General features: G+C 65.5%; 19 protein-coding genes and 1 tRNA gene. 11 read left to right on the forward strand and 9 right to left on the reverse strand.

Annotated elements, in window-relative coordinates; translation table 11 throughout:
- Positions 1–33 precede the first annotated feature (33 nt).
- A complete protein-coding gene (rpsA, locus tag QFZ54_RS00970; protein ID WP_055879635.1) occupies positions 34–1,752 on the reverse strand; it encodes a 30S ribosomal protein S1 in 1,719 nt (572 codons plus the stop codon).
- A gap of 275 nt (positions 1,753–2,027) precedes the next feature.
- Here rpsA and QFZ54_RS00975 point away from each other — a divergent pair, with 275 nt between their 5' ends.
- Positions 2,028–2,285, forward strand: a complete 258-nt coding sequence (locus QFZ54_RS00975) for a SemiSWEET family transporter (protein WP_307083555.1) — start codon at positions 2,028–2,030, stop codon at positions 2,283–2,285.
- 418 nt (positions 2,286–2,703) lie between these two features.
- On the opposite strand, the gene cmk is transcribed toward QFZ54_RS00975, so the two are convergent.
- Together cmk and aroA are read right to left on the reverse strand one after the other, a co-directional pair.
- The gene (gene cmk, locus QFZ54_RS00980) at positions 2,704–3,342 is read right to left on the reverse strand and encodes a (d)CMP kinase (protein ID WP_307083557.1); all 639 of its coding nucleotides are present in this window, start codon (positions 3,340–3,342) and stop codon (positions 2,704–2,706) included.
- Position 3,343: 1 nt separating this feature from the next.
- Positions 3,344–4,678 (reverse strand): 3-phosphoshikimate 1-carboxyvinyltransferase, encoded by a 1,335-nt coding sequence (gene aroA, locus QFZ54_RS00985; protein ID WP_307083559.1) that lies wholly within the window; start codon positions 4,676–4,678, stop codon positions 3,344–3,346.
- A gap of 99 nt (positions 4,679–4,777) precedes the next feature.
- Between aroA and QFZ54_RS00990 the strand changes: the two genes are divergently transcribed.
- Positions 4,778–5,104 carry a TIGR02300 family protein gene (locus tag QFZ54_RS00990; protein WP_031395784.1) on the forward strand — a complete coding sequence of 109 codons (327 nt, stop codon included), beginning with the start codon at positions 4,778–4,780 and terminating at the stop codon, positions 5,102–5,104.
- A 96-nt stretch (positions 5,105–5,200) separates the two neighbouring features.
- Positions 5,201–5,276: transfer RNA gene (locus tag QFZ54_RS00995), tRNA-Ala, on the forward strand.
- A gap of 44 nt (positions 5,277–5,320) precedes the next feature.
- Here QFZ54_RS00995 and QFZ54_RS01000 read toward each other — a convergent pair.
- Together QFZ54_RS01000 and QFZ54_RS01005 are read right to left on the reverse strand one after the other, a co-directional pair.
- Positions 5,321–5,788 carry a LysR family transcriptional regulator substrate-binding protein gene (locus QFZ54_RS01000; protein WP_307083570.1) on the reverse strand — a complete coding sequence of 156 codons (468 nt, stop codon included), beginning with the start codon at positions 5,786–5,788 and terminating at the stop codon, positions 5,321–5,323.
- On the reverse strand, positions 5,788–6,216 hold the full coding sequence (locus QFZ54_RS01005; protein WP_307083572.1) for a LysR family transcriptional regulator: 429 nt from the start codon (positions 6,214–6,216) through the stop codon (positions 5,788–5,790). Before QFZ54_RS01005 ends, QFZ54_RS01000 begins: the two co-directional genes overlap by 1 nt.
- A gap of 108 nt (positions 6,217–6,324) precedes the next feature.
- On the opposite strand from QFZ54_RS01005, the gene QFZ54_RS01010 reads away from it, so the two are divergent.
- From QFZ54_RS01010 to QFZ54_RS01030, 5 genes are all read left to right on the forward strand, one after another.
- Entirely contained in the window at positions 6,325–7,491 is a 1,167-nt protein-coding gene (locus QFZ54_RS01010; RefSeq protein WP_307083573.1) for an isovaleryl-CoA dehydrogenase, read from the forward strand.
- A gap of 148 nt (positions 7,492–7,639) precedes the next feature.
- Positions 7,640–9,241: a carboxyl transferase domain-containing protein gene (locus QFZ54_RS01015; protein WP_307083575.1), complete on the forward strand. Its 1,602-nt coding sequence runs from the start codon at positions 7,640–7,642 to the stop codon at positions 9,239–9,241.
- A gap of 4 nt (positions 9,242–9,245) precedes the next feature.
- On the forward strand, positions 9,246–9,728 hold the full coding sequence (locus QFZ54_RS01020; RefSeq protein ID WP_307083577.1) for a nuclear transport factor 2 family protein: 483 nt from the start codon (positions 9,246–9,248) through the stop codon (positions 9,726–9,728).
- A gap of 159 nt (positions 9,729–9,887) precedes the next feature.
- Positions 9,888–11,726 (forward strand): acetyl/propionyl/methylcrotonyl-CoA carboxylase subunit alpha, encoded by a 1,839-nt coding sequence (locus QFZ54_RS01025; protein WP_307083579.1) that lies wholly within the window; start codon positions 9,888–9,890, stop codon positions 11,724–11,726.
- Complete coding sequence (locus QFZ54_RS01030) at positions 11,726–12,187, forward strand: MaoC family dehydratase (RefSeq protein WP_307083581.1); 462 nt, start codon at positions 11,726–11,728, stop codon at positions 12,185–12,187. Before QFZ54_RS01025 ends, QFZ54_RS01030 begins: the two co-directional genes overlap by 1 nt.
- Here the strand turns inward: QFZ54_RS01030 and QFZ54_RS01035 are convergent.
- Both QFZ54_RS01035 and QFZ54_RS01040 read right to left on the reverse strand, forming a co-directional pair.
- Entirely contained in the window at positions 12,181–13,983 is a 1,803-nt protein-coding gene (locus QFZ54_RS01035) for an IlvD/Edd family dehydratase (RefSeq protein ID WP_307083583.1), read from the reverse strand. The two genes, QFZ54_RS01030 and QFZ54_RS01035, sit on opposite strands and share 7 nt — an antisense overlap.
- Before the next feature lie 39 nt (positions 13,984–14,022).
- Positions 14,023–15,168 carry an aldose epimerase family protein gene (locus tag QFZ54_RS01040; protein ID WP_307083585.1) on the reverse strand — a complete coding sequence of 382 codons (1,146 nt, stop codon included), beginning with the start codon at positions 15,166–15,168 and terminating at the stop codon, positions 14,023–14,025.
- 136 nt (positions 15,169–15,304) lie between these two features.
- Here QFZ54_RS01040 and QFZ54_RS01045 point away from each other — a divergent pair, with 136 nt between their 5' ends.
- Entirely contained in the window at positions 15,305–16,627 is a 1,323-nt protein-coding gene (locus tag QFZ54_RS01045; protein WP_307083587.1) for a sugar MFS transporter, read from the forward strand.
- 162 nt (positions 16,628–16,789) lie between these two features.
- Entirely contained in the window at positions 16,790–17,785 is a 996-nt protein-coding gene (araD1, locus tag QFZ54_RS01050; RefSeq protein ID WP_307083589.1) for an AraD1 family protein, read from the forward strand.
- On the opposite strand, the gene QFZ54_RS01055 is transcribed toward araD1, so the two are convergent.
- Both QFZ54_RS01055 and QFZ54_RS01060 read right to left on the reverse strand, forming a co-directional pair.
- Positions 17,782–19,206 (reverse strand): sensor histidine kinase, encoded by a 1,425-nt coding sequence (locus tag QFZ54_RS01055; protein WP_307083591.1) that lies wholly within the window; start codon positions 19,204–19,206, stop codon positions 17,782–17,784. The two genes, araD1 and QFZ54_RS01055, sit on opposite strands and share 4 nt — an antisense overlap.
- A gap of 103 nt (positions 19,207–19,309) precedes the next feature.
- The gene (locus QFZ54_RS01060; RefSeq protein WP_307083593.1) at positions 19,310–20,044 is read right to left on the reverse strand and encodes a response regulator; all 735 of its coding nucleotides are present in this window, start codon (positions 20,042–20,044) and stop codon (positions 19,310–19,312) included.
- Between the two features lie 110 nt (positions 20,045–20,154).
- Here QFZ54_RS01060 and QFZ54_RS01065 point away from each other — a divergent pair, with 110 nt between their 5' ends.
- Positions 20,155–20,790 carry a hypothetical protein gene (locus tag QFZ54_RS01065; RefSeq protein WP_307083595.1) on the forward strand — a complete coding sequence of 212 codons (636 nt, stop codon included), beginning with the start codon at positions 20,155–20,157 and terminating at the stop codon, positions 20,788–20,790.
- Positions 20,791–20,825 lie beyond the last annotated feature (35 nt).

The raw sequence follows: 20,825 nt of genomic DNA on the forward strand, positions 1-20,825 counted from the left end.
ATGCCGGGCTTTTCCCTTCACAGTAGGTTAACCTTACTTCTTCTCAGCTTCCGTGCGGGCCTTGAGAGCCTCGCCCAAGATGTTGCCAAGGGTCGCGCCGGAATCCGACGAACCATACTGTGCAACAGCCTGCTTCTCTTCCGAAATCTGCATGGCCTTGATCGAGAAAGTCGGCTTCTTCGAACGATCGAAGCCGGTGACCATTGCGTCGAACTTCTGGCCGACCTGGAAACGCTCCGGACGCTGCTCGTCGCGATCGCGACCCAGATCCGTGCGCTTGATGAAGCCGGTCGCGCCATCGTCGCCCTGCTGAACTTCGAGACCCGCGTCGCGGACTTCGAGAACGGTGACCGTGACGATCGCGTTCTTGTTCAGCTTGTCGCCTGCTGCTGCGATGCCGCCGGCCGATGGCCCGCCACGTTCGAGCTGCTTCATGCCGAGCGAGATACGCTCCTTCTCGGCGTCGATGTCGAGAACGACGGCCTCGACGGTCTCACCCTTGCGATGCAGGTTGAGCGCGTCCTCGCCCGAAACACCCCATGCGATGTCGGACATGTGGACCATGCCGTCGACGTCGTTGTCGAGGCCGATGAACAGACCGAATTCGGTCGCGTTCTTGACTTCGCCTTCGACGGTCGAGCCGATCGGATGAGCGGCAGCGAATGCCTCCCAAGGATTGGCCTGAGCCTGCTTGAGGCCGAGCGAGATGCGACGCTTCTCGGAATCGACTTCGAGGACCATGACGTCGACTTCCTGCGAGGTCGACACGATCTTGCCGGGATGGACGTTCTTCTTGGTCCAGGACATTTCCGACACGTGGACGAGGCCTTCGATGCCCGCTTCCAGCTCGACGAACGCACCATATTCGGTGATGTTCGTGACGCGGCCGGTGAGCTTCGCGCCGACCGGGTACTTGACCATCGCGCCATCCCAGGGATCGCTCTCCAGCTGCTTCATGCCGAGGCTGATGCGCTGGGTGTCCTTGTTGATGCGGATGATCTGCACCTTGACGGTGTCGCCGATGTTCAGGACTTCGCTCGGATGACCGACGCGCTTGTAGCTGAGATCGGTGACGTGCAGCAGGCCATCGATGCCGCCGAGATCAACGAACGCACCGTAATCGGTGATGTTCTTGACGACGCCGTCGATGATCTGGCCCTCGGCCAGGCTGAGGATCAGGCCCGAACGCTGCTCTGCGCGCGTCTCTTCGAGAACGGCGCGACGCGACACGACGATGTTGCCGCGCTTGCGGTCCATCTTCAGAATCTGGAACGGCTGCGGGATATCCATCAGCGGGGTGACATCGCGCACGGGGCGGATATCGACCTGCGAACCGGGCAGGAATGCGACGGCGCCGTTCAGGTCGACGGTGAAGCCACCCTTCACGCGGCCGAAGATCACGCCTTCGACGCGGGTCGTCTTGGAGAATTCGGTTTCCAGCTTGTCCCATGCGGCTTCGCGACGGGCGCGATCGCGGCTGAGCATCGCTTCGCCGTGGACGTTCTCGACGCGGTCGACATAGACTTCGACTTCGTCGCCGACCTTGAGGTCAGCCTTCTGGCCCGGCGCTGCGAATTCGCGAAGCGGCACGCGGCCTTCCGACTTCAGACCGACGTCGATGACGGCCATGTCGTTCTCGATGCCGGTCACGGTGCCATGCACCACGCGGCCCTCGAAGCTGTCGGCGTCGCCGAGCGTTTCGTTCAGCATCGCCGCGAAATCGTCGCGGGTCGGCATTACCTGGGTTGCCATAGAATTCAGTAATCCTAGTCTGTTTCCGGCCAAGCGGTTGGGTCCGCTGGTCTTGGCCTTCGTTGCCGCGACGACCGAACGCCGGCGCAGCATCCGGACGGCACGAGGCGCAGAGGACGTAGACGCTGAATGCGAAAACGGCGCGTGAGACTCGAGGGTCTCCGCGCCTTCCTCCACGAGCATCGCTCGCCGGACGGTTCCGTATAGACGAAACCGGGTCTCGGAGCAAGATCGCCTGGGCTTCGTTAGGGCCGCTTCACAACAGGAGCGAAGATTTGAACGAACGCGGCATTCTCGTGCTGGGCTGGGTCGCCACCGTGACGGCGATCGTGATGTACCTGTCGTACATCGACCAGATCATGCTGAACCTCGCGGGTCAGAAGGGATCTGTGCTCCAGCCGTTCGCGACGATGGTGAATTGCGCGCTGTGGGTGGGATATGGGTTTTTGAAGGACAAGCGGGATTGGCCGATCGTCGTGGCGAATTTTCCGGGGGTGGTGTTCGGAGCGGTGGCGCTGGTGACGGCGCTTTAGGGGCGCGGCGATCCTCTCCCCTGGAAGAGAACGCGCTGATCCCCCCTCCCTGGAAGGGAGGGGCAGGGGGTGGGTCGGCTTCCGCATAAGCGACGGGGGTGGCAAAAACTGGCCGACCCACCCCCAACCCCTCCCTTTCAGGGAGGGGAGCAAGAAGAAGGTGTGCTCGCCCCAACTTCCTTGTTCTCCCGCGAATGCGGGAGCCCAGTCTGTTTCCCCGACTTCGCGGGGAAACAGGGTTGGGTCGCGGCAGCTTGCCCCAACAGAGCAACCAACTCAGTAGAGCAACCACCCCGGCGAAGGCCGGGGCCCAATTGGGGGACGGTACTAACTGAGGACGGTGCTCCGTTACCGCGGACGTTCCAATTGGGCCCTGGCCTTCGCCGGGGTGGTGCGCTCGCCGGGGTTGGCGGAAGGCTTAAACCGAAGCGGCCTTCTTAGCCCGCTGAGCCTCAACCAAAGCAACCGCCCTCTGCACCGAAGCCTCAATCGACAAAAAACTAGTATCCAGCAAAGCAGCATCCGCCGCCATCACCAGCGGCGCCGTAGACCGCCCGCTATCCCGAGCATCCCGAGCGCGAATATCCGCCAGCACCCGGTCCTTGCTCGCAGTCCCACCCCGAGCCTGCAACTCAGCATGCCGCCGCTGAGCCCGAATATTCGGCGTAGCCTTCACGAACAGCTTAGCATCCGCATCAGGCGCAATCACCGTGCCGATGTCGCGCCCGTCTAGAATCGCGCCCCCATCCTGCGCCGCAAACCGCTTCTGCCGCTGCAGCAACGCGGCGCGCACCAGCGGATGCGCCGACACCACGGACGCCAGCGCACCGATATCGTCATCACGCAACGCCGGATCGCTCAACAGCGCATCGCTGAAATCGCACGCCGCGACCGCGTCGGCCTCGGTCTCCGGATCGAGCCCCATCCGCGCCACGCTCAACGCGACCGCGCGGTACAGCAGCCCGGTATCGAGATACGGCAGCTTGTAATGCTTGGCCAAGGCGCGCGCGATCGTGCCCTTGCCCGATGCCGCCGGACCGTCGACTGCGATGATCATCTTATTCCCCCCGGCCGGTAAGCGCATCGAGCGACCGGAAGAATACGGGATAGCTCGTCGCCACCGGCGATACATCATCGATCGTGACGGGCTCTCGGGCGCCAAGTCCAGCCACGACCATGCTCATTGCGATGCGGTGGTCGAGTTTCGAGGCCACCCGAGCGCCCCCGCGAATCGCCGCGCCACCCGAACCGGTAATCGCCATGCCGTCCTCGAACTCTTCACAAGTGACACCGCAAGCTTCGAGCGCGATCCGCATCGTCGTGATCCGGTCCGATTCCTTCACCCGCAACTCATGCGCGCCGCGCGCGATCGTCGTCCCACTTGCGAAGGCTGCGGCAACGAACAGCACGGGATATTCGTCGATCATGCTCGGCGCGAGATCGGCCGGCACCTCGATCGCAGTCAGGGCTGCATGCCGGACGCGCAAATCCGCGACCGGCTCGCCGCCAACGATCCGCGGGTCGAGCTCGGTAATATCCGCACCCATCATCCGCAAAGCCGTAACGATCCCGATCCGCGTCGGATTGAGCCCGACGTTGCGCACCACGATATCCGAGCCCGGCACGATCGAAGCCGCCACCAGCCAGAAGGCCGACGAAGAAGGATCGCCCGGCACGACGATATCCTGCGGCTTCAGGTCCGCTTCGCCCGTGATCGAGATGATCCGCCCGGCGTCCGTCTCCTCGACCGTCAGCTTCGCGCCGAACCCGGTCAGCATCCGCTCGCTATGATCGCGCGTCGCTACCGGCTCGATCACCCTCGTAATCCCCGGCGTGTTGAGCCCCGCCAGCAAAATCGCCGACTTCACCTGCGCCGACGCGACCGGCAGCGTGTATTCGATCGGTACTGCCGGGCACATCCCGCGCACCATTAACGGCAGCCGCCCGCCCGGCGACGACGTGATGTCCGCTCCCATCTGCGACAACGGTTCGATCACGCGCCCCATCGGCCGCCCCGACAGCGAGGCGTCGCCAGTGAACGTGCAGGTGATCGGATGGCTCGACACGAGGCCCATCAGCAACCGCGTCGACGTCCCCGAATTGCCCATCTCCAGCGCCGTCTCGGGCTGGAGCAACCCGCCCACACCCACACCGTCGACGACCCAGATGCCGTCCTCGCCACGCTCGATCGTCGCACCCATCGCGCGCATCGCCGCCGCGGTGGCAAGCACGTCCTCGCCCTCCAGCAGACCTTCGATCCGGCTGGTGCCGACCGCGAGGCTCGCGAACATCAAGGCGCGGTGGCTGATCGACTTGTCGCCGGGGACCGCGATCGAACCGGTCAATGGACCGCGCGCGACGACGTCGAGCGGCTGGGGGAGGGGGTGTGCCATGGGGCCGGGCTTTTGACAGTGGCCTTGCGCTATGGCAAGGCGCGCCCACTTTGCGAGGGTATCCCCCCGCAATCCATTCATCCGAAAGGTTCTATCGGCATGATCAAGCCGGAATGGGGCACGAAGCGTTCGTGCCCGAAATGCGCGACGCGTTTCTACGACCTCGAAAAAGCCGACCCCGTGACCTGCATCGAATGCGGGTATGCGTGGGAGCCCGAGCCCATCCTGAAGTCGAAGCAGCCGCTGCCGTTCGAGGTCGCCAAGCCCGACACCAAGAAGCCCGACGCGGACCTCGAGGGTGACGAGGAAGAGGACATCGCCTCGATCACCGGCGAGGACGAAGAGCCCTCGGCGGACGACGAAGTCGATCTCGGCGGCGACGACGACCTCGGCGTCGAGACGCCGCAGGACGAGCACGAGCGCTGATCCACAGCGACGTGTCGGAATAAATTTGGCAGGCGGCATTTACGCCGCTTGCCAACCCGGGCGGGTCCGGTTAGTGACCCGCCTCCCAACGGGAATGGGGCCGTAGCTCAGCTGGGAGAGCGTTCGCATGGCATGCGAAAGGTCAGGGGTTCGATCCCCCTCGGCTCCACCATTTCCGTTGATGACCGGTCCGCCGGGACAGCTTTTCAGATAGTTTCAGATGATACCGTCGGTGCCGATATGCGCCGCGCGCAGTTCGCTGAACGTCTCCTCGATCGCCGCGACCATGACGCTTCCCTCGATGCGCGAGGCGGAATCGTTCGCCACCAGCAGGCCGACGCGGCGCGTCGGGTCGAAGCCGGTCAGCGGGATCATCGCGATGCCCTCGCTCGCAAAGCTCAGTGGCATGACCGTCATCCCCAACCCGGCACGGACATAGGTCAGCGCGCGGTCGTCGCTTACCGTGCGGGCGGCCATGAACGGGCGGACGCCGCGCGCGGTGAAGAAGCGGCTCGTTTCGGCCAGCGCTTCGCAGTGGCGGCGGACGATCATCGTCTCCTCCGCGACGTCGGCGACCGCGAGCGTGGCGCGACCTACGAGGCGATGATCTTTCGCCACCGCGACCGCGAAACCCTCCTCGAACAGCACGCGTCCCCGCGCATCGTCGCCGATCGCGCCGAGCATCACGTCGATCCGCGCCCGCGGTCGAGCAACGCGACGAGTTCGCTGCTGCGTCCTTCGACCACTTCGAGGCGTTCGATGGTGGAGGCTCGCCGCGCCCGGCCCAATGCGGCGGCGATCCAGGACGGCGGCAGCGTCGTCGCGACTCCGATGCGGACGAGCTTGGTCGGAGCCGTGTCTTGCAAATCCCGTTCGGCTGCGGCGAATTCGGCTTCAATTCGCCGCGCATGCACCGCGAACCGCGTACCCGAGGGGGTAAGTTCGATCCGCCGATTGTTACGCAGGAACAGCGTCTGGCCGAGCGATGCCTCCAGCTTGGCGATTCCGACCGACAGCGTCGGCTGCGAGATCCGGCACTGCGCGGCGGCACGCGTGAAATTGCCCTGGTCGACGACCGCCAGGAAATAGCGCAAAACATACCGTTCGATCATAGCGGGGCGACCATAGACGTGATCTATCGCATGTGTTCGGTCGTATCAATTTCTCTTGGGGGCCGCGACCGGGTATCAGGGGCGCAACACAAGGTCTGGAGAGGCTGCATGATACCCGATTTCGATTTCGCGCTCGGCGAATCCGCGGACATGATCCGCGAGAGCACGCACCGCTTCGCCACCGACAAGATCGCGCCCTTGGCCGCGAAGATCGACGCCGACGACTGGTTCCCGCGCGAGCTGTGGCCGGCGATGGGCGAACTCGGGCTGCACGGCATCACCGTCGAGGAAGAGTTTGGCGGCCTCGGCCTCGGCTATCTCGAACACGTCGTCGCGGTCGAGGAAGTCAGCCGCGCCTCCGCCTCGATCGGCCTCAGCTACGGCGCGCATTCGAACCTCTGCGTCAACCAGATCCGCCGCTGGGGCAATCCCGAGCAGAAGGCGAAATACCTCCCCAAGCTCGTCTCGGGCGAGCATGTCGGCAGCCTCGCCATGTCCGAGGCGGGCGCCGGCTCCGACGTCGTCTCGATGAAGCTCAAGGCGGTAAAGACCGACACCGGCTACGTCCTCAACGGCACGAAATTCTGGATCACCAATGCGGCCTATGCCGACACTTTGGTCGTCTACGCGAAAACCGGCGAAGGCTCGCGCGGGATTACCGCGTTCCTGATCGAGAAGGACATGTCCGGCTTCGCGATCGGCCAGAAGATCGACAAGATGGGTATGCGTGGGTCGCCCACCGCGGAACTCGTCTTCACCGATTGCGAAGTCCCGTTCGAGAACGTGATGGGCCCCGAGAATGGCGGCGTCGGCGTGCTGATGTCGGGCCTCGACTACGAGCGCGCGGTGCTGGCTGGCATCCAGCTCGGCATCATGCAGGCGTGCCTCGACGTCGTGATTCCCTATGTGCGTGAGCGGAAGCAGTTCGGGACGGCGATCGGCCAGTTCCAGCTGATCCAGGCGAAGGTCGCCGACATGTACGTCGCGCTGAGTTCGGCGCGCGCATACGTCTATGCGGTCGCCAAGTCGTGCGACGCGGGCAAGACCACGCGGTTCGATGCGGCCGGCGCGATCCTGCTCGCAAGCGAGAGCGCGGTGAAGGTGTCGCTCGAATCGATCCAGGCACTAGGCGGGGCAGGGTACACCAAGGACTGGCCGGTCGAACGCTTCATGCGCGACGCCAAGCTGCTCGACATTGGTGCTGGCACCAACGAGATCCGCCGCATGCTGATCGGCCGCGAACTCATCGGCGCCGCCCCCAAGGTGGCGCAGTGAACATGACCGCAAATCCTCCCCGGAACGGGGAGGGGGACCGCGTAGCGGTGGAGGGGGATCACCCCGCACGTAACGCCGGCGGAAGCCCCCCTCCACCCTTCGCCCAAGCGGACGAACGGTCCCCCTCCCCGTGCCGGGGAGGATTTGCGTGACCGCCCCCGTCCTCACCTCCGCACTATCCCCCGACAGCGAAACCTTCCGCGCAAACGCAACCCACAATCGCGCCCTCGCCGAAACCCTCCGCGAAGACGTCGCCCGCACAGCCCTAGGCGGCAACGCCAAGTCCCGCGACCGCCACACCGCCCGCGGCAAGCTCCTCCCCCGAGACCGCGTAGAACGCCTCCTCGACCCCGGCTCGCCGTTCCTCGAGATCGGCCAGCTCGTCGCCAACGGCCTCTACGACGACGAAGTCCCCGGCGCCGGCGTGATCGCCGGGATCGGCCGCGTCTCCGGCCGCCAGTGCATGATCCTGTGCAACGACGCGACGGTGAAGGGCGGCACCTACTTCCCGCTGACCGTCAAGAAACACCTCCGCGCGCAGGAAATCGCGCAGGAGAACCGGCTCCCCTGCATCTACCTCGTCGACAGCGGCGGCGCGAACCTGCCGCACCAGGCGGAGGTCTTCCCCGACCGCGATCACTTCGGCCGCATCTTCTTCAACCAGGCGCAGATGTCCGCGCTCGGCATCCCGCAGATCGCCTGCGTCATGGGCAGCTGCACCGCCGGCGGCGCGTATGTCCCCGCGATGTCCGACGAGACGATCATCGTCCGCGGGCAGGGGACGATCTTCCTCGCCGGCCCCCCGCTCGTGAAGGCCGCGACCGGCGAAGTCATCTCCGCGGAAGAACTCGGCGGCGCCGACACGCACGGCCGCCGCTCGGGCGTCGTGGATCATGTCGCCGAGAACGACGAGCACGCGCTGACGATCGTCCGCGACATCGTCTCGACGCTGCAACCGCAGGCGCAGACCGCGGTGAATCTCCAGCAGCCCCGCCCGCCGAAATTCGCCCCCGAAGAGCTGTACGGCATCGTCCCGAGCGACGTCCGCGCGCCCTACGACGTCCACGAAGTCATCGCGCGCCTCGTCGACGGCAGCGAGTTTCACGAGTTCAAGGCACTCTACGGCACCAGCCTCGTCTGCGGCTTCGCGCATATCTGGGGCATCCCCGTCGCGATCCTCGTCAACAACGGCGTGCTGTTCAGCGAGAGCGCGCAAAAAGGCGCGCACTTCATCGAGCTCGCCTGCCAGCGAAAGATCCCGCTGCTGTTCCTCCAGAACATCTCGGGCTTCATGGTCGGCGGCAAGTACGAGGCGGAGGGCATCGCCAAACACGGTGCCAAGCTCGTCACCGCGGTGGCCACTGCGACCGTCCCGAAGATCACCGTCCTCATAGGCGGCAGCTTCGGCGCAGGTAATTACGGCATGTGCGGCCGCGCCTATTCCCCCCGCTTCCTGTTCACCTGGCCCAACAGCCGGATCAGCGTGATGGGCGGCGAGCAGGCGGCCTCGGTCCTCGCCACCGTTCACCGTGACGCCGAAAGCTGGACGCCCGAACAGGCCGAAGCCTTCAAGGCGCCCGTCCGCCAGAAATACGAGGACGAGGGCAACCCCTGGTACGCCACCGCGCAGCTGTGGGACGATGGCATTATCGATCCCGCCCAGACGCGAGACGTGCTCGGGTTGGCCTTTGCCGCGACGCTCAACGCTCCCATCCCCGAACGCCCCGCGTTCGGCGTGTTCAGGATGTAACCCGATGGTCCTGTTGTCATTTTTGCTCGCCGCCGGCCAGATCACCCCGGTCCAGCCGATCGTCAAAGGCACCGGCCTGCCGCCCGCGGTAATGACCGAAGAGGCCGGCGTCATGGTCCCGATCGACGCGCTCTTCGCCGCGCTCGCCGCCCGCGACGGCCAGGCGATCCTCGCGCAGGTCCGCCCCGACGGCGGCGCAACCGTCGCCGAGGAAAAGCCCGACGGCACGCGCTCGGTCCGCCGTACGAGCTGGACCGAGTTCGCCGCCAGCCTGAAACCCGGCCCCGAGCGCTACGCCGAACGCCTCACCGATCCCGCAATCGACGTCGACGGCGACATTGCGATGGTCTGGTCGCCCTACGTCTTCACGATCGACGGCAAGGTCGCGCACTGCGGCACCGACCATTTCGACATGGTTCGCGAAGCTGGCCGCTGGAAGATCGCCAACATCACCTGGTCGAAGCGGACCACCGGATGCGCGAACTGAGATGCTCTGTCCTACACCGCCCGCACTGGCCTATGCTGGGATCGCCATGCTGAAACAGCCGATCCCGTCCGCCGAAACCCGACCCCGCGACGCCATTTCCAACACGAAGTATACATCGCGTGGGCGTCTATACTTTCTATACTTCACTCGGCTGAACCGATGATCGAATCGCTCCTGATTGCCAACCGCGGCGAGATCGCCTGCCGCATAATCCGCACCGCGCGGGCGCTCGGCATCCGCACCGTCGCGGTCTATTCGGACGCCGACGCGAACGCGCTTCACGTCCGCCAGGCCGATGAAGCCGTGCACATCGGTGCATCCCCGGCGCGCGAAAGCTACCTCGTCGGCGACCGTATCATCGCAGCCGCGAAGCAGACCGGCGCCGAGGCTATCCACCCCGGCTACGGTTTCCTCTCGGAGAACGCCGACTTCGCCCAAGCCGTACTCGACGCCGGCCTGATCTGGGTCGGTCCCAACCCCGACAGCATCCGCGCGATGGGCCTCAAGGACGCCGCCAAACAGCGCATGATCGCCGCCGGCGTCCCCGTCACCCCCGGCTATCTAGGCGAGGATCAATCCCCCGAACGCCTCAAGGACGAGGCGGATTCGATCGGCTACCCCGTCCTCATCAAGGCGGTCGCCGGCGGCGGCGGCAAGGGCATGCGTCGCGTCGACACCGCCGCCGAGTTCGCCGACGCGCTCGTATCGTGCCAGCGCGAGGCGGCATCCTCGTTCGGCAACACCGACGTCCTGATCGAGAAATACATCCTCTCGCCGCGCCACATCGAGGTGCAGGTTTTCGGCGACAGCCACGGCAACGTCGTCCACCTGTTCGAACGCGACTGCTCGCTCCAGCGCCGCCACCAGAAGGTGATCGAGGAAGCCCCCGCACCCGGCATGGACGAAGCGACCCGCGAAGCGATCTGCGCTGCCGCTGTAAAGGCGGCCAAGGCGGTCGATTACATCGGCGCCGGCACGATCGAGTTCATCGCCGACGCCAGCGAAGGCCTCCGCGCCGACCGTATCTGGTTCATGGAAATGAACACGCGGTTGCAGGTCGAGCACCCGGTCACCGAAGAGATTACCGGCCAGGACCTCGTCGAATGGCAGCTCCGCGTTGCGAGCAGCGAGCCTTTGCCGAAACGTCAGGATGAGCTGGCGATCGACGGCTGGGCGATGGAAGCACGGCTCTATGCCGAGGATCCCGCCAAGGGGTTCCTGCCCTCCATCGGCACGCTCGAACGCTTCGATCTCGGCGCCACCGCCCGCGTCGATACCGGGGTAGAGCAGGACGCGGAAATCTCGCCCTTCTACGACCCGATGATCGCCAAGGTGATCGCCTGGGGCGAAGACCGCGAGACCGCACGCGAAGCCTTGGCGGACGCGCTCGACGGCGCAGTCGTCTGGCCGGTGCGATCCAATGCGGGGTTCCTGGTCGAGGCGCTCGACCACCCCGACTTCGTTGCCGGCACGCTCGACACCGGATTGATCGCCCGCGAAGGCGACGCGCTCATGCCGCCGACGCATCCCACCGAAGAGGCTTTGGCCGAAGCTGCCGGGGCGCTCGTATGCGCCGATCCGATTGCGGGCTTCCGCCTCAACGCAGCCCCCCGCCGCAGCGCGACGTTCCTGCTCGACGGCGAACCGGTCGAGGTCGAACTCGACGGACAGGCCGGGACGATGCCGCCGTTCGAAGACGTACTGATCTCCGAAGCTGGCCAGACCTGGCAGCTGAAGCCCTGGCGTGCATCGGGCGTGGCGGCTGGCGCTGCTGCGGACGGAGCGATCCTCTCCCCCATGCCCGGCCGCATCATCGCGGTCGACGTCGCGGCGGGCGATGCAGTCACCAAAGGCCAGAAACTCGTCACGCTCGAAGCAATGAAGATGGAACACTCCCTGACCGCACCGTTCGACGGCATTGTTGCGGACCTCAACGCAATCGAGGGCGGGCAGGTGACCGAGGGCACGATGCTCGTCCGCATCGAGAAGGACTCCTGATGGCAGGCCGCTATTACGACGACTGGAGCATCGGCGACCGGATCGAGCACGAGATCCGCCGCACTGTGACCGAGACGGACAATCTCCTGTTCTCGACGATGACGCACAACCCGCAGCCGCTCCACCTCGATATCGAGGCGGCCAAGGCGAGCGAGTTCGGCCGGATCCTCGTCAACGGTACCTTCACCTTCGCGCTGATGGTCGGGCTGTCGGTGGGCGAGACGACGCTCGGCACGCTCGTCGCCAATCTCGGCTACGACAAGCTGGTGCATCCGAAACCCGTGTTCATCGGCGACACGATGCGCTGCCAGACCGAGGTGACCGACCTCAAGCCCAGCAAGTCGCGCCCGAACGCAGGCATCGTCACCTTCACGCACCGGCTGATCAACCAGCGCGACGAGATCGTTTGCCAATGCCTGCGCACCGCCCTGATCGAGCGGCGCGCTGGCGTTCCTCAGTGATTGTCGCGCGGTAGGCCCATCGTCTGCGCGATGCGCTGATACTTCTCGGCGCCCTCCAGGATCGCACCGGTCTCCATCTGGCCAACGGTCGCGCGCTGAATTTCCTGCCAGGGCGTCTGCGAGCGCGGGAAGGCATAGCCGCCGTCTGCGGTGAGGGCGCGGCGGCGCTCAGCGAGTTCCTCGTCGGAAATCAGCACGTTGGCCGATCCCTTGGCAAGGTCGATGCGAACCCGGTCGCCGGTACGGATCAGCGCAAGCCCACCCATCGCCGCCGCCTCGGGCGAGGCATTGAGGATCGAAGGCGAGCCCGACGTCCCCGACTGCCGCCCATCGCCGATGCAGGGGAGGGCGTGCACGCCCTCGCGGATCAGATACGCCGGCGGCCGCATGTTGACGACCTCGGCGGCACCCGGATAGCCGATCGGGCCCGCGCCACGCATGAACAACAACGTGTCGGTCGTGATCCCGAGCGACGGATCGTCGATCCGGTGGTGATAATCCTCCGGCCCGTCGAACACGACCGCGGGGCCCTCGAACGCCTCTGGATCGTCCGGGTTCGACAGATAGCGCTCGCGGAATTCCGGCGAGATCACGCTGGTCTTCATGATCGCCGAGTCGAACAGATTGCCGCGCAACACGATGAAGCCGGCATCCTCGAGCAGCGGCGTCGCGAACGGGCGGATGACGCGCTCGTCCTCGATCGTCGCGGTCCGGCAATTGTCGCCGATCGACTTGCCGTTCGCGGTCATCGCGTCCTCGTGGATCAGGCCCTGCTTCATCAGCTCGGCGACCACCGCCGGCACGCCGCCCGCATGGTAATAATCCTCGCCCAGATACTCGCCGGCGGGCTGGAGGTTCACCATCAGCGGCACCTTGTGACCGTGCGTCTGCCAGTCGTCGATAGGCAGGTCGACGCCGATGTGGCGCGCAATCGCGGCCAAGTGGATCGGCGCGTTGGTCGAGCCGCCGATCGCCGAATTGACGACGATCGCGTTGTGGAACGCCTCCTTGGTCAGGATGTCCGACGGCTTCAGATCTTCCGAAACCATGTCGACGATCCGCTTGCCGGTCTTGTACGCGACTTCCTGGCGATCACGGTACGGCGCGGGGATTGCGGCCGAGCCGGGCAACTGCATGCCGAGCGCCTCGGCGAGGCTGTTCATCGTCGTCGCGGTGCCCATCGTGTTGCAATAGCCGGTCGACGGCGCAGACGACGCGACGAGCTTGATGAAGCCCTCGTCGTCGATCGCGCCAGTCGCGAGCAGCTCGCGCGCCTTCCACACGATCGTCCCCGAACCGGTCCGCTCGCCCTTGTGCCAGCCGTTGAGCATCGGCCCCACCGACAGCGCGATCGCCGGGATGTTGACGGTCGCGGCCGCCATCAGGCAGGCGGGCGTGGTCTTGTCGCAGCCGATCGTCAGCACGACGCCGTCGAGCGGATAGCCGTACAGCACCTCGACCAGCGCCAGATAGGCGAGGTTGCGGTCGAGCCCTGCGGTCGGGCGCTTGCCGGTTTCCTGGATCGGGTGGACCGGAAATTCGAGCGCGATGCCGCCGGCTTCACGGATGCCTTCGCGCAGGCGTTCGGCGAGCACGAGATGGTGGCGGTTGCACGGCGACAGGTCGCTGCCGGTCTGCGCGATGCCGATGATCGGCTTGCCCGATCGCAGTTCCTCCAGGGACAGCCCGAAGTTCAGATAGCGCTCCAGATAGAGCGCGGTCATGTCGATATTCTCGGGGTTGTCGAACCACGCGCGCGAGCGAAGCTTTTGGGGAAGGGGGGGCAAGTCGATCATCGGGATGCTTTCTGGAGATCGGATGTCGGGGCGCTACGGTCAGCGGGCGACGGAAAGGCGGTAGATCATCGCGTGATGATACGGCTTGCCCGGATCGACGCGCGCGGAGACGAAGTTCGGTTTGTTCGGCGCATCCGGGAATTTCTGCGGTTCGAGTGCGATGCCGTCACCCATCCGGTACAGATGACCCTGCTTGCCGATAAACGTGCCGTCGAGGAAGTTGCCGGTATAGAATTGCACGCCCGGCTCAGTCGAAAGTACGTCGAGCACGCGGCCCGAGACGGGGTCTTCGAGGCGGGCCGCGAGTTCGGGCTTGGCGGTCAGCCCTTTGTCGAGCGCGAAATTATGGTCGTAGCCATGGCCGTAGCGGATCTGCTGGTCGCGGCCGTCGCGAATGCCTTCGCCGACAATCCGGCCGTTACGGAAATCGAACACGGTACCCTGAACCGGTTGCAGCGCGCCGGTCGGGATCAGCTTGTCGTCGACCGGCGTGATCGCCTTTGCGGGGATCGTCAGCCGGTGGCCGTTCGCGCCCATCGCCGAACCTTCGCCGCCGAGATCGAAGATCGCATGGTTGGTCATGTTGACGACCGTCGGCTTGTCGGTCTTCGCATCATAAGCGATGCCAAGGTTGCCGGCTTCGTCGAGCGTGTAGGTGACCGTGACGTCGAGGTTGCCGGGATACCCCGATTCGCCGTCGGGGCTGCTGTGGCCGAGCACAAGCGTCGCGGTCGGACCGCTCTTTATAGACACGACCTTCCAGGCAGCCTTGTCGAAGCCCTGGCCGCCGCCGTGGAGGGAATTGACCTTGTCGTTGAGCGGCAGCTGGTACGACTTGCCGTCGAGCGTGAAGCGGCCACCGGCGATGCGGTTGGCGAAACGACCAACCGTCACGCCGAAGAAATTAGGATGATCGACATAGGAGGCGAGGTCGTCATAGCCCAGCACGACGTCGGCGATCTTACCGCCGCGGTCGGGCCCCATCAACGACTGCAGCGTCGCGCCATAAGACAGGATCCGCGCGGAGACGCCGTGCGCGTTGCTCAGCGTCACCGTCTCGATCGCGGTGCCGTCCTTGAGCGTGCCGGCGGGCGAGCGCTTCGCCTCGGCCGCGTCGGCTGTGTGCGCCGAAAGCGCTGCCAGCAAGGTTGCCACGATGATCCCCGTTTTTCCGATTGCGCGCATTCCGGTTCCCGTCCCTGATCGCTCGGCGCCGTTGACGCGCCTTGTGCGGCTATATAGTCGGACAATATATTTATGGGCAAGCCTTGCGGGAAAAGACTGTTGCAGTCGCCGACATGGCACGGAGGATGGAACGACTATGGCGATGCCGATACAGACGCAAAAACCCGTCGACGCCGGAGCGGTGCATGCCGCGGGAGGTGCCTCGGGCTACCGCTCCGCGCTTACCCTGCTAGCCAGCCTATTCTTCATGTGGGGCTTCATCACGGTCATCAACAATACGCTGTTGCCGCACCTGCGCAGCGTGTTCGACCTTAGCTACACGCAGACCACGCTGATCGAAAGCGTCTGGTTCATCGCCTATTTCTTCGCCTCCATTCCGTCCGCCAAGCTGATCGAGCGGGTCGGGTATCAGCGCGCGATGGTGTTCGGGTTAGGACTGATGGCGGTAGGTGCACTGATGATGGTGCCCGCCGCGCGGTTACCTTCCTACGGCGTCACGCTGATAGCATTGTTCGTGATCGCAAGCGGCATCACCCTGCTTCAGGTCGCGGCGAACCCCTACGTGGCCGTCGTTGGTCCGCCGGAAACCGCGTCGTCGCGGCTGAACCTGGTGCAAGCGTTCAACTCGGCCGGCGCGACGCTAGCGCCGTTGTTCGGCGGCTATCTGATCCTGGGGCGTTCGACCTCTGGCACTGCTGCCGCCGGTTCGACCGCGGTGCTGACGCAGGCCGAGCGGGTAGCCGACGCGCAGTCGGTGGTGTTACCCTATCTGATCGTCGCTGCCGTGCTGGTCGTGCTCGCGATCGTGATCGCGCGCTTCCCGCTGCCGGCAATGGGTTCGGCGACGCAGCGTTCGGCCAAGGCGGATCGCAAGGGGCAGTCGCTCTGGTCGCATCGCAATCTTGTGTTCGGCATCCCGGCGATCTTCATTTATCTGATAGCCGAGATTGGCGTCGCCAACCTGTTCATCAACTTCGTCAGTCAGCCGAATATCGGTAACCTAACGCATGAGCAGGCATCGCATTACCTGTTCGTCCTGTGGGGCGGGATGATGATTGGGCGCCTGATCGGCAGCGTCGTGATGCGCACGATTCCCGCCGAACGCGTGCTTGCGTTTGCAAGCATCGGTGCCTGCGTAGTCATGCTCGTCGCCACCTTCACCACTGGCCATGTCGCGATGTGGGCGCTGATCTCGGTCGGGTTGTTCCACTCCATCATGTTCCCGACGATCTTTACGCTCGGTATTAAAGGGTTGGGGCCATTGACCGAGGAGGGCTCCGGCCTGCTGATCATGGCAATTGCCGGAGGCGCGTTGGTTATCGTGCAAGGCTGGCTCGCCGATACCTACGGCTTGCAGAATTCGTTCCTGCTGACCGCGGCGTGTGAACTCTACGTGTTGTTCTACGCGGTTTGGGGCTCGCGGACTACCAATGCGCTGCCGGAGCAGGCGACGCACTGAGCGCCAAAATGACGCCCTAATCGTGGTCTGACAATTAACGACGATGTGAAGTCTTTTAGAATGCATAGTCAGCCTGACCACCAGCTAGTTTGCCGGCTAGTTCGGCTGTATTAAGTCAGAGTAATAGGGTATGGCTGTCGTTCGTCAGCAGGAGAAGTAAAAATGACCAGATTGCGCCTATTGCAGCATCGTGCGGCGGACGGAAAGCGGTCGGTAATCGCCGCGACCGATGCGGGCGCGAACATGGTCGTGGGCGTGGACAGCGTTCGGGATCTCGCGGCTCGCGCGATCGCCGATGGCACCGATCTCGCGGCGGCAGTCCAAGCATGCGGTACCGGTGCGGCGGTTGACATCGCCGCCGAGCTTGCCGCCGGCCGCCTGATCTCGCCGATCGATCATGACGATCCCGCCCATCTGATCATGACCGGCACGGGGCTGACCCACCTCGGCTCCGCGGAAGGCCGCGACAAGATGCACCGGGCCGCGCAAGCCGCCGATACGCTCACCGATTCGATGCGGATGTTTCTCGACGGCGTCGCAGGCGGCAAGCCCGAAGCCGGCGAGACCGGGCAGCAGCCCGAATGGTTCTACAAGGGTGACGGTTCGGGTCTGGTTGGCCCCGGCGGCGCTTTGATCAGTCCGGCCTTCGCGCAGGATGGCGGAGAGGAACCAGAGCTTGCCGGGATCTACCTGATAGGGCCCGACGCCACGCCGTTCCGCCTCGGCCTGTGCCTCGCCAACGAGTTCAGCGATCACGTTACCGAGCGGCACAATTACCTCTGGCTCGCGCATTCTAAGCTGCGTCAGGCAGCGCTGGGTCCCGAACTGCTGACGGGCGCGATCCCCGACCATATCGAGGGCATGAGCCGCATTCACCGCGGCGGCGCACTTCTCTGGGAAAAGCCGTTCCTGTCGGGCGAGGCGAACATGTCGCATACGATCGCCAATCTCGAGGCGCATCATTTCAAGTACGACCTGTTTCGCCGGCCGGGCGACATCCACATCCACTTCTTCGGCACCGCAACCTTGTCGTTCAGCGAAGGCGTAACGACGCAGGAAGGCGATGTGTTCGAGATCGAAGCCGCACCGTTCACGCTGCCGCTGCGCAACACATTGGCTAACGCAGCGGCGGCGCCGGTGACCGTTCGGCCGCTTTAGGCTGCGCCGCGGATAGGCAGCGTGAGGCAGGCGAGCAGTCCGCCCAGCGCTGGCGACCGGACTAGCGACAAGGTGCCGCCGTTCAGTTCGGCGAGTTCCCGAGTGATCGACAGGCCGAAGCCATAGCCCACATCGCCTTCGTCGAGGCGGCGGCCCGGTAGCATTGCCTGCGCCACCGCTGCCTCGGTCAGTCCGGAGCCATCATCGGCAATGACGATCGATGCCAGCCTCCCGTCTGCCGCCGCCGTTACCGAAATTGCGGATCTCGCGTGCCGCCAAGCATTGTCGAGAAGATTGCCCATCATCTCGTCAAGGTCTTGCGGATCAACCGCTACCCTCAGGTCGTCGGGCACGCGCATTTCGATGGCCAATGGCCGTTCGGCATGGATGCGGCGTATCACTGCGACGAGATCGTCCACCGCTGGCGCGACCGCGGTCTGCGTCCTCGCGCCCGTACCGGCGGCATCGGCGCGCGCCCGGCCGAGGTGATGGCGGACACGGCGGTCGATCTGGTCGACCATGTCGCGGACATCGTCGTCGGCGTCTGCCTCGGTGAGCTTCAGCGAGAGGGCGGCGAGGGGCGTTTTCAGGCCGTGCGCCAAATTGGCGACGTGTTGGCGCGCGTGGGCGAGACCCGCGGCGTTCTGGTCGATCAGCGCATTCAGTTCGGTGACGAGCGGTTGCAGTTCGCCGGGTTGGTCGGTGGGGACATGGCGCTCGGTACCGGCGTGAACGGCGGCGAGCGACGTGCGGAGATCGCGCAAGGGACGTAGGCCGAAACGGAGTTGCACGAGCGTCGCAAGCGCGAGCCCGACGCCGAGAAGTGCCAGCGATCCGAGCAGCGGGATCATCGCCTCGCGCAGCGGTTCCTCGACGATCCGGCGGGGCCCGACGGCGGTGATCGTCACGGTGCCGCGCGGCGTGGCGACGTCCATCGTGCGGGAGTGGAGGCGAGTGCCGCTGCGATCGCGCGTGTCACCGGCGTGGAGCGCGTGACCTTCGGGGCCGCCGGGGCCGGGAGGATGAGGCCGCCCGGGATCGGGTTGCGTGGCTGAAAGTATTGCCTCGATCAGTGGCGCCGGCTTGGGGGCCGGGGCTGTGATGGGGGGCAGGGGGCGGGTCGTGCCGCTGTCGAAGCGACCGGCGGGGCCTTCGACCTGCCATGACAAGTCGGAGCCGGGGACGCCGAATTCGGGCAGGTCGACCGCACGGGTCCGGTCGAGCGTAGCATCGGGACGCACCGCGCGCGCGAGCACCGCGACCTGCGCGTCGAGCCGCTCGTCCAGCCCGCGCGTGACGAAGCGTTCGAGGACATGACCGATCGTCACTCCCGCGAACAGCAGCGCGAGCCCGGTCGACAGCCCTGCGATCACGAGCATTCGGCCAAAGAGCGATCGGGGAATGAGGCGGAAGCGGTTCATCACGGGCGCCCTTCTAGGTATAGCGATCCGACAACCAGATCCCACCCCGGCAAAGGCCGGGGCTCAATTGGAATGGTTTTTTGTAATGGCGGACTGCGCTCCATCAGCGACCTCCCCCAATTGGGCCACGGCCTTCGCCGGTGTGGTGGACATGCTCATCACGCCCCGTCCGCCGTCCGCCGTCCGCCGTCAGCCGGTACCCGCGGCCGCGCACCGTCTCGATCATCTGCGCGCCGATCTTCCGCCGCAGCCGGCCGATGATCACTTCGATCGAGTTCGAATCCACGTCTGCGTCGGCCTCGTACACCCGCTCGATCAGGTCGGCGCGTTCAATGACAACTTCGCGGCGGAGCATCAGGGCGGAGAGGACGCGCCATTCGAAGGCGGTGAGTTTCAGCGGCAGGCCGTTCAACTCGAACGTGCCGAGTTGTGCGTCGAAGGTCAGCGGCCCGCAGGTGACGCGCGATGCGGCATGACCGGCTGCGCGACGGACCAGCGCACGCAGGCGCATGACGACCTCTTCGACGCGGAACGGCTTCACGACGTAGTCGTCGGCGCCCGCCTTGAAGCCCTCGACCTTCTCGGACCAGCCGTCGCGCGCGGTGAGGATCAGGACGGGCAGGTCGCGCCCCGCCGCACGCCATTCGCGCAAGACCGACAGCCCGTCGCGCTTGGGTAGGCCGAGATCGAGCACCGCCGCGTCGTACAGTTCGGTTGCGCCCAGATGGCCGCCATCCTCGCCATTGTTCGCGACGTCGACCGCGAAATGCTCCGCGCGCAACGCTCGCGCCAGCCCGTCGGCGATCGCCGCGTCGTCCTCGACCAATAAAACCCTCATGCGCCTGTCCCTATGCCTCAGACCCCAACGGAATCTGAACGGCTTGGTTCAGCGGGCGTCGGGAGCAATCGCCTAGACGGTGATTCGTCAACCAATGAGAGGAACGACGAATGACCGAACATTCCCACACCGCGCCGAACCCGCGCTTGAATCTCCGCCGCAACCGCCTGGCACTCGCCGCGGCCGGTCTGCTGGTGGTCGGTGGTGCAGCCGGTGCCGTCACCGTCGCCGCCACGCGCCCGAGCGTGACGATGGCGCCCGCCACCCCGGTCGCGATCCGGTCGCTCCAGTCCGACGGGATCGTCACGATCCGTGGCACGGTCGCGGAGACCTACGGCAACAAGTTCGTGATGGCCGATCGCACCGGTCGCGCACTGGTCGATCTCGGTCGGGAGGGCGAAGGCAGCAACCTGGTCGCGGTCGGTCAGCCGGTGACGATCCAGGGCCGGTTCGAGGATGGTTTCGTCCACGCCTCGTTCCTGGTGGCACCCGGTGGCAAGGTGACCGCGCTCGGCCCGGTTGGTGGCCCGCCGCGTGGCCCGCATGGTCCTGGCGGACCTGGTCATAATGGCCCCGGCCGTGATGGGCCTGATGGTCCCAGCGGCCCGGGTGCTCCGCCGCCGCCGCCTGCCGGCGTGGCTCCTCCGCCGCCAACGGCTAACGGTGCGATCAGTCAGGCGCCGGTTGCTCCTGCCATCGGCACGCCGGCAACCGCGCCAACCCGGCAAGCTACGCCCGCGACCTGACGTCGTTCGCCCGACTGCGACAATTGAAACTAGCG

Source organism: Sphingomonas faeni (genome assembly GCF_030817315.1).
GTDB lineage: Bacteria > Pseudomonadota > Alphaproteobacteria > Sphingomonadales > Sphingomonadaceae > Sphingomonas > Sphingomonas faeni_C.

Excerpts from the sequence above, each read along its gene's own strand:
- QFZ54_RS01045 (WP_307083587.1), top strand. The coding sequence starts at position 15,305 with ATGGCGATGCCGATACAGACGCAAAAACCCGTCGACGCCGGAGCGGTG.
- aroA (WP_307083559.1), bottom strand. The coding sequence starts at position 4,678 with ATGGCACACCCCCTCCCCCAGCCGCTCGACGTCGTCGCGCGCGGTCCA.
- QFZ54_RS00990 (WP_031395784.1), top strand. The coding sequence starts at position 4,778 with ATGATCAAGCCGGAATGGGGCACGAAGCGTTCGTGCCCGAAATGCGCG.
- cmk (WP_307083557.1), bottom strand. The coding sequence starts at position 3,342 with ATGATCATCGCAGTCGACGGTCCGGCGGCATCGGGCAAGGGCACGATC.
- QFZ54_RS01060 (WP_307083593.1), bottom strand. The coding sequence starts at position 20,044 with ATGAGGGTTTTATTGGTCGAGGACGACGCGGCGATCGCCGACGGGCTG.
- QFZ54_RS01020 (WP_307083577.1), top strand. The coding sequence starts at position 9,246 with ATGGTCCTGTTGTCATTTTTGCTCGCCGCCGGCCAGATCACCCCGGTC.
- araD1 (WP_307083589.1), top strand. The coding sequence starts at position 16,790 with ATGACCAGATTGCGCCTATTGCAGCATCGTGCGGCGGACGGAAAGCGG.
- QFZ54_RS01025 (WP_307083579.1), top strand. The coding sequence starts at position 9,888 with ATGATCGAATCGCTCCTGATTGCCAACCGCGGCGAGATCGCCTGCCGC.
- QFZ54_RS01000 (WP_307083570.1), bottom strand. The coding sequence starts at position 5,788 with ATGCTCGGCGCGATCGGCGACGATGCGCGGGGACGCGTGCTGTTCGAG.
- QFZ54_RS01055 (WP_307083591.1), bottom strand. The coding sequence starts at position 19,206 with ATGAACCGCTTCCGCCTCATTCCCCGATCGCTCTTTGGCCGAATGCTC.
- QFZ54_RS01040 (WP_307083585.1), bottom strand. The coding sequence starts at position 15,168 with ATGCGCGCAATCGGAAAAACGGGGATCATCGTGGCAACCTTGCTGGCA.
- QFZ54_RS01005 (WP_307083572.1), bottom strand. The coding sequence starts at position 6,216 with ATGATCGAACGGTATGTTTTGCGCTATTTCCTGGCGGTCGTCGACCAG.
- QFZ54_RS01030 (WP_307083581.1), top strand. The coding sequence starts at position 11,726 with ATGGCAGGCCGCTATTACGACGACTGGAGCATCGGCGACCGGATCGAG.
- QFZ54_RS01065 (WP_307083595.1), top strand. The coding sequence starts at position 20,155 with ATGACCGAACATTCCCACACCGCGCCGAACCCGCGCTTGAATCTCCGC.
- rpsA (WP_055879635.1), bottom strand. The coding sequence starts at position 1,752 with ATGGCAACCCAGGTAATGCCGACCCGCGACGATTTCGCGGCGATGCTG.
- QFZ54_RS01010 (WP_307083573.1), top strand. The coding sequence starts at position 6,325 with ATGATACCCGATTTCGATTTCGCGCTCGGCGAATCCGCGGACATGATC.
- QFZ54_RS01035 (WP_307083583.1), bottom strand. The coding sequence starts at position 13,983 with ATGATCGACTTGCCCCCCCTTCCCCAAAAGCTTCGCTCGCGCGCGTGG.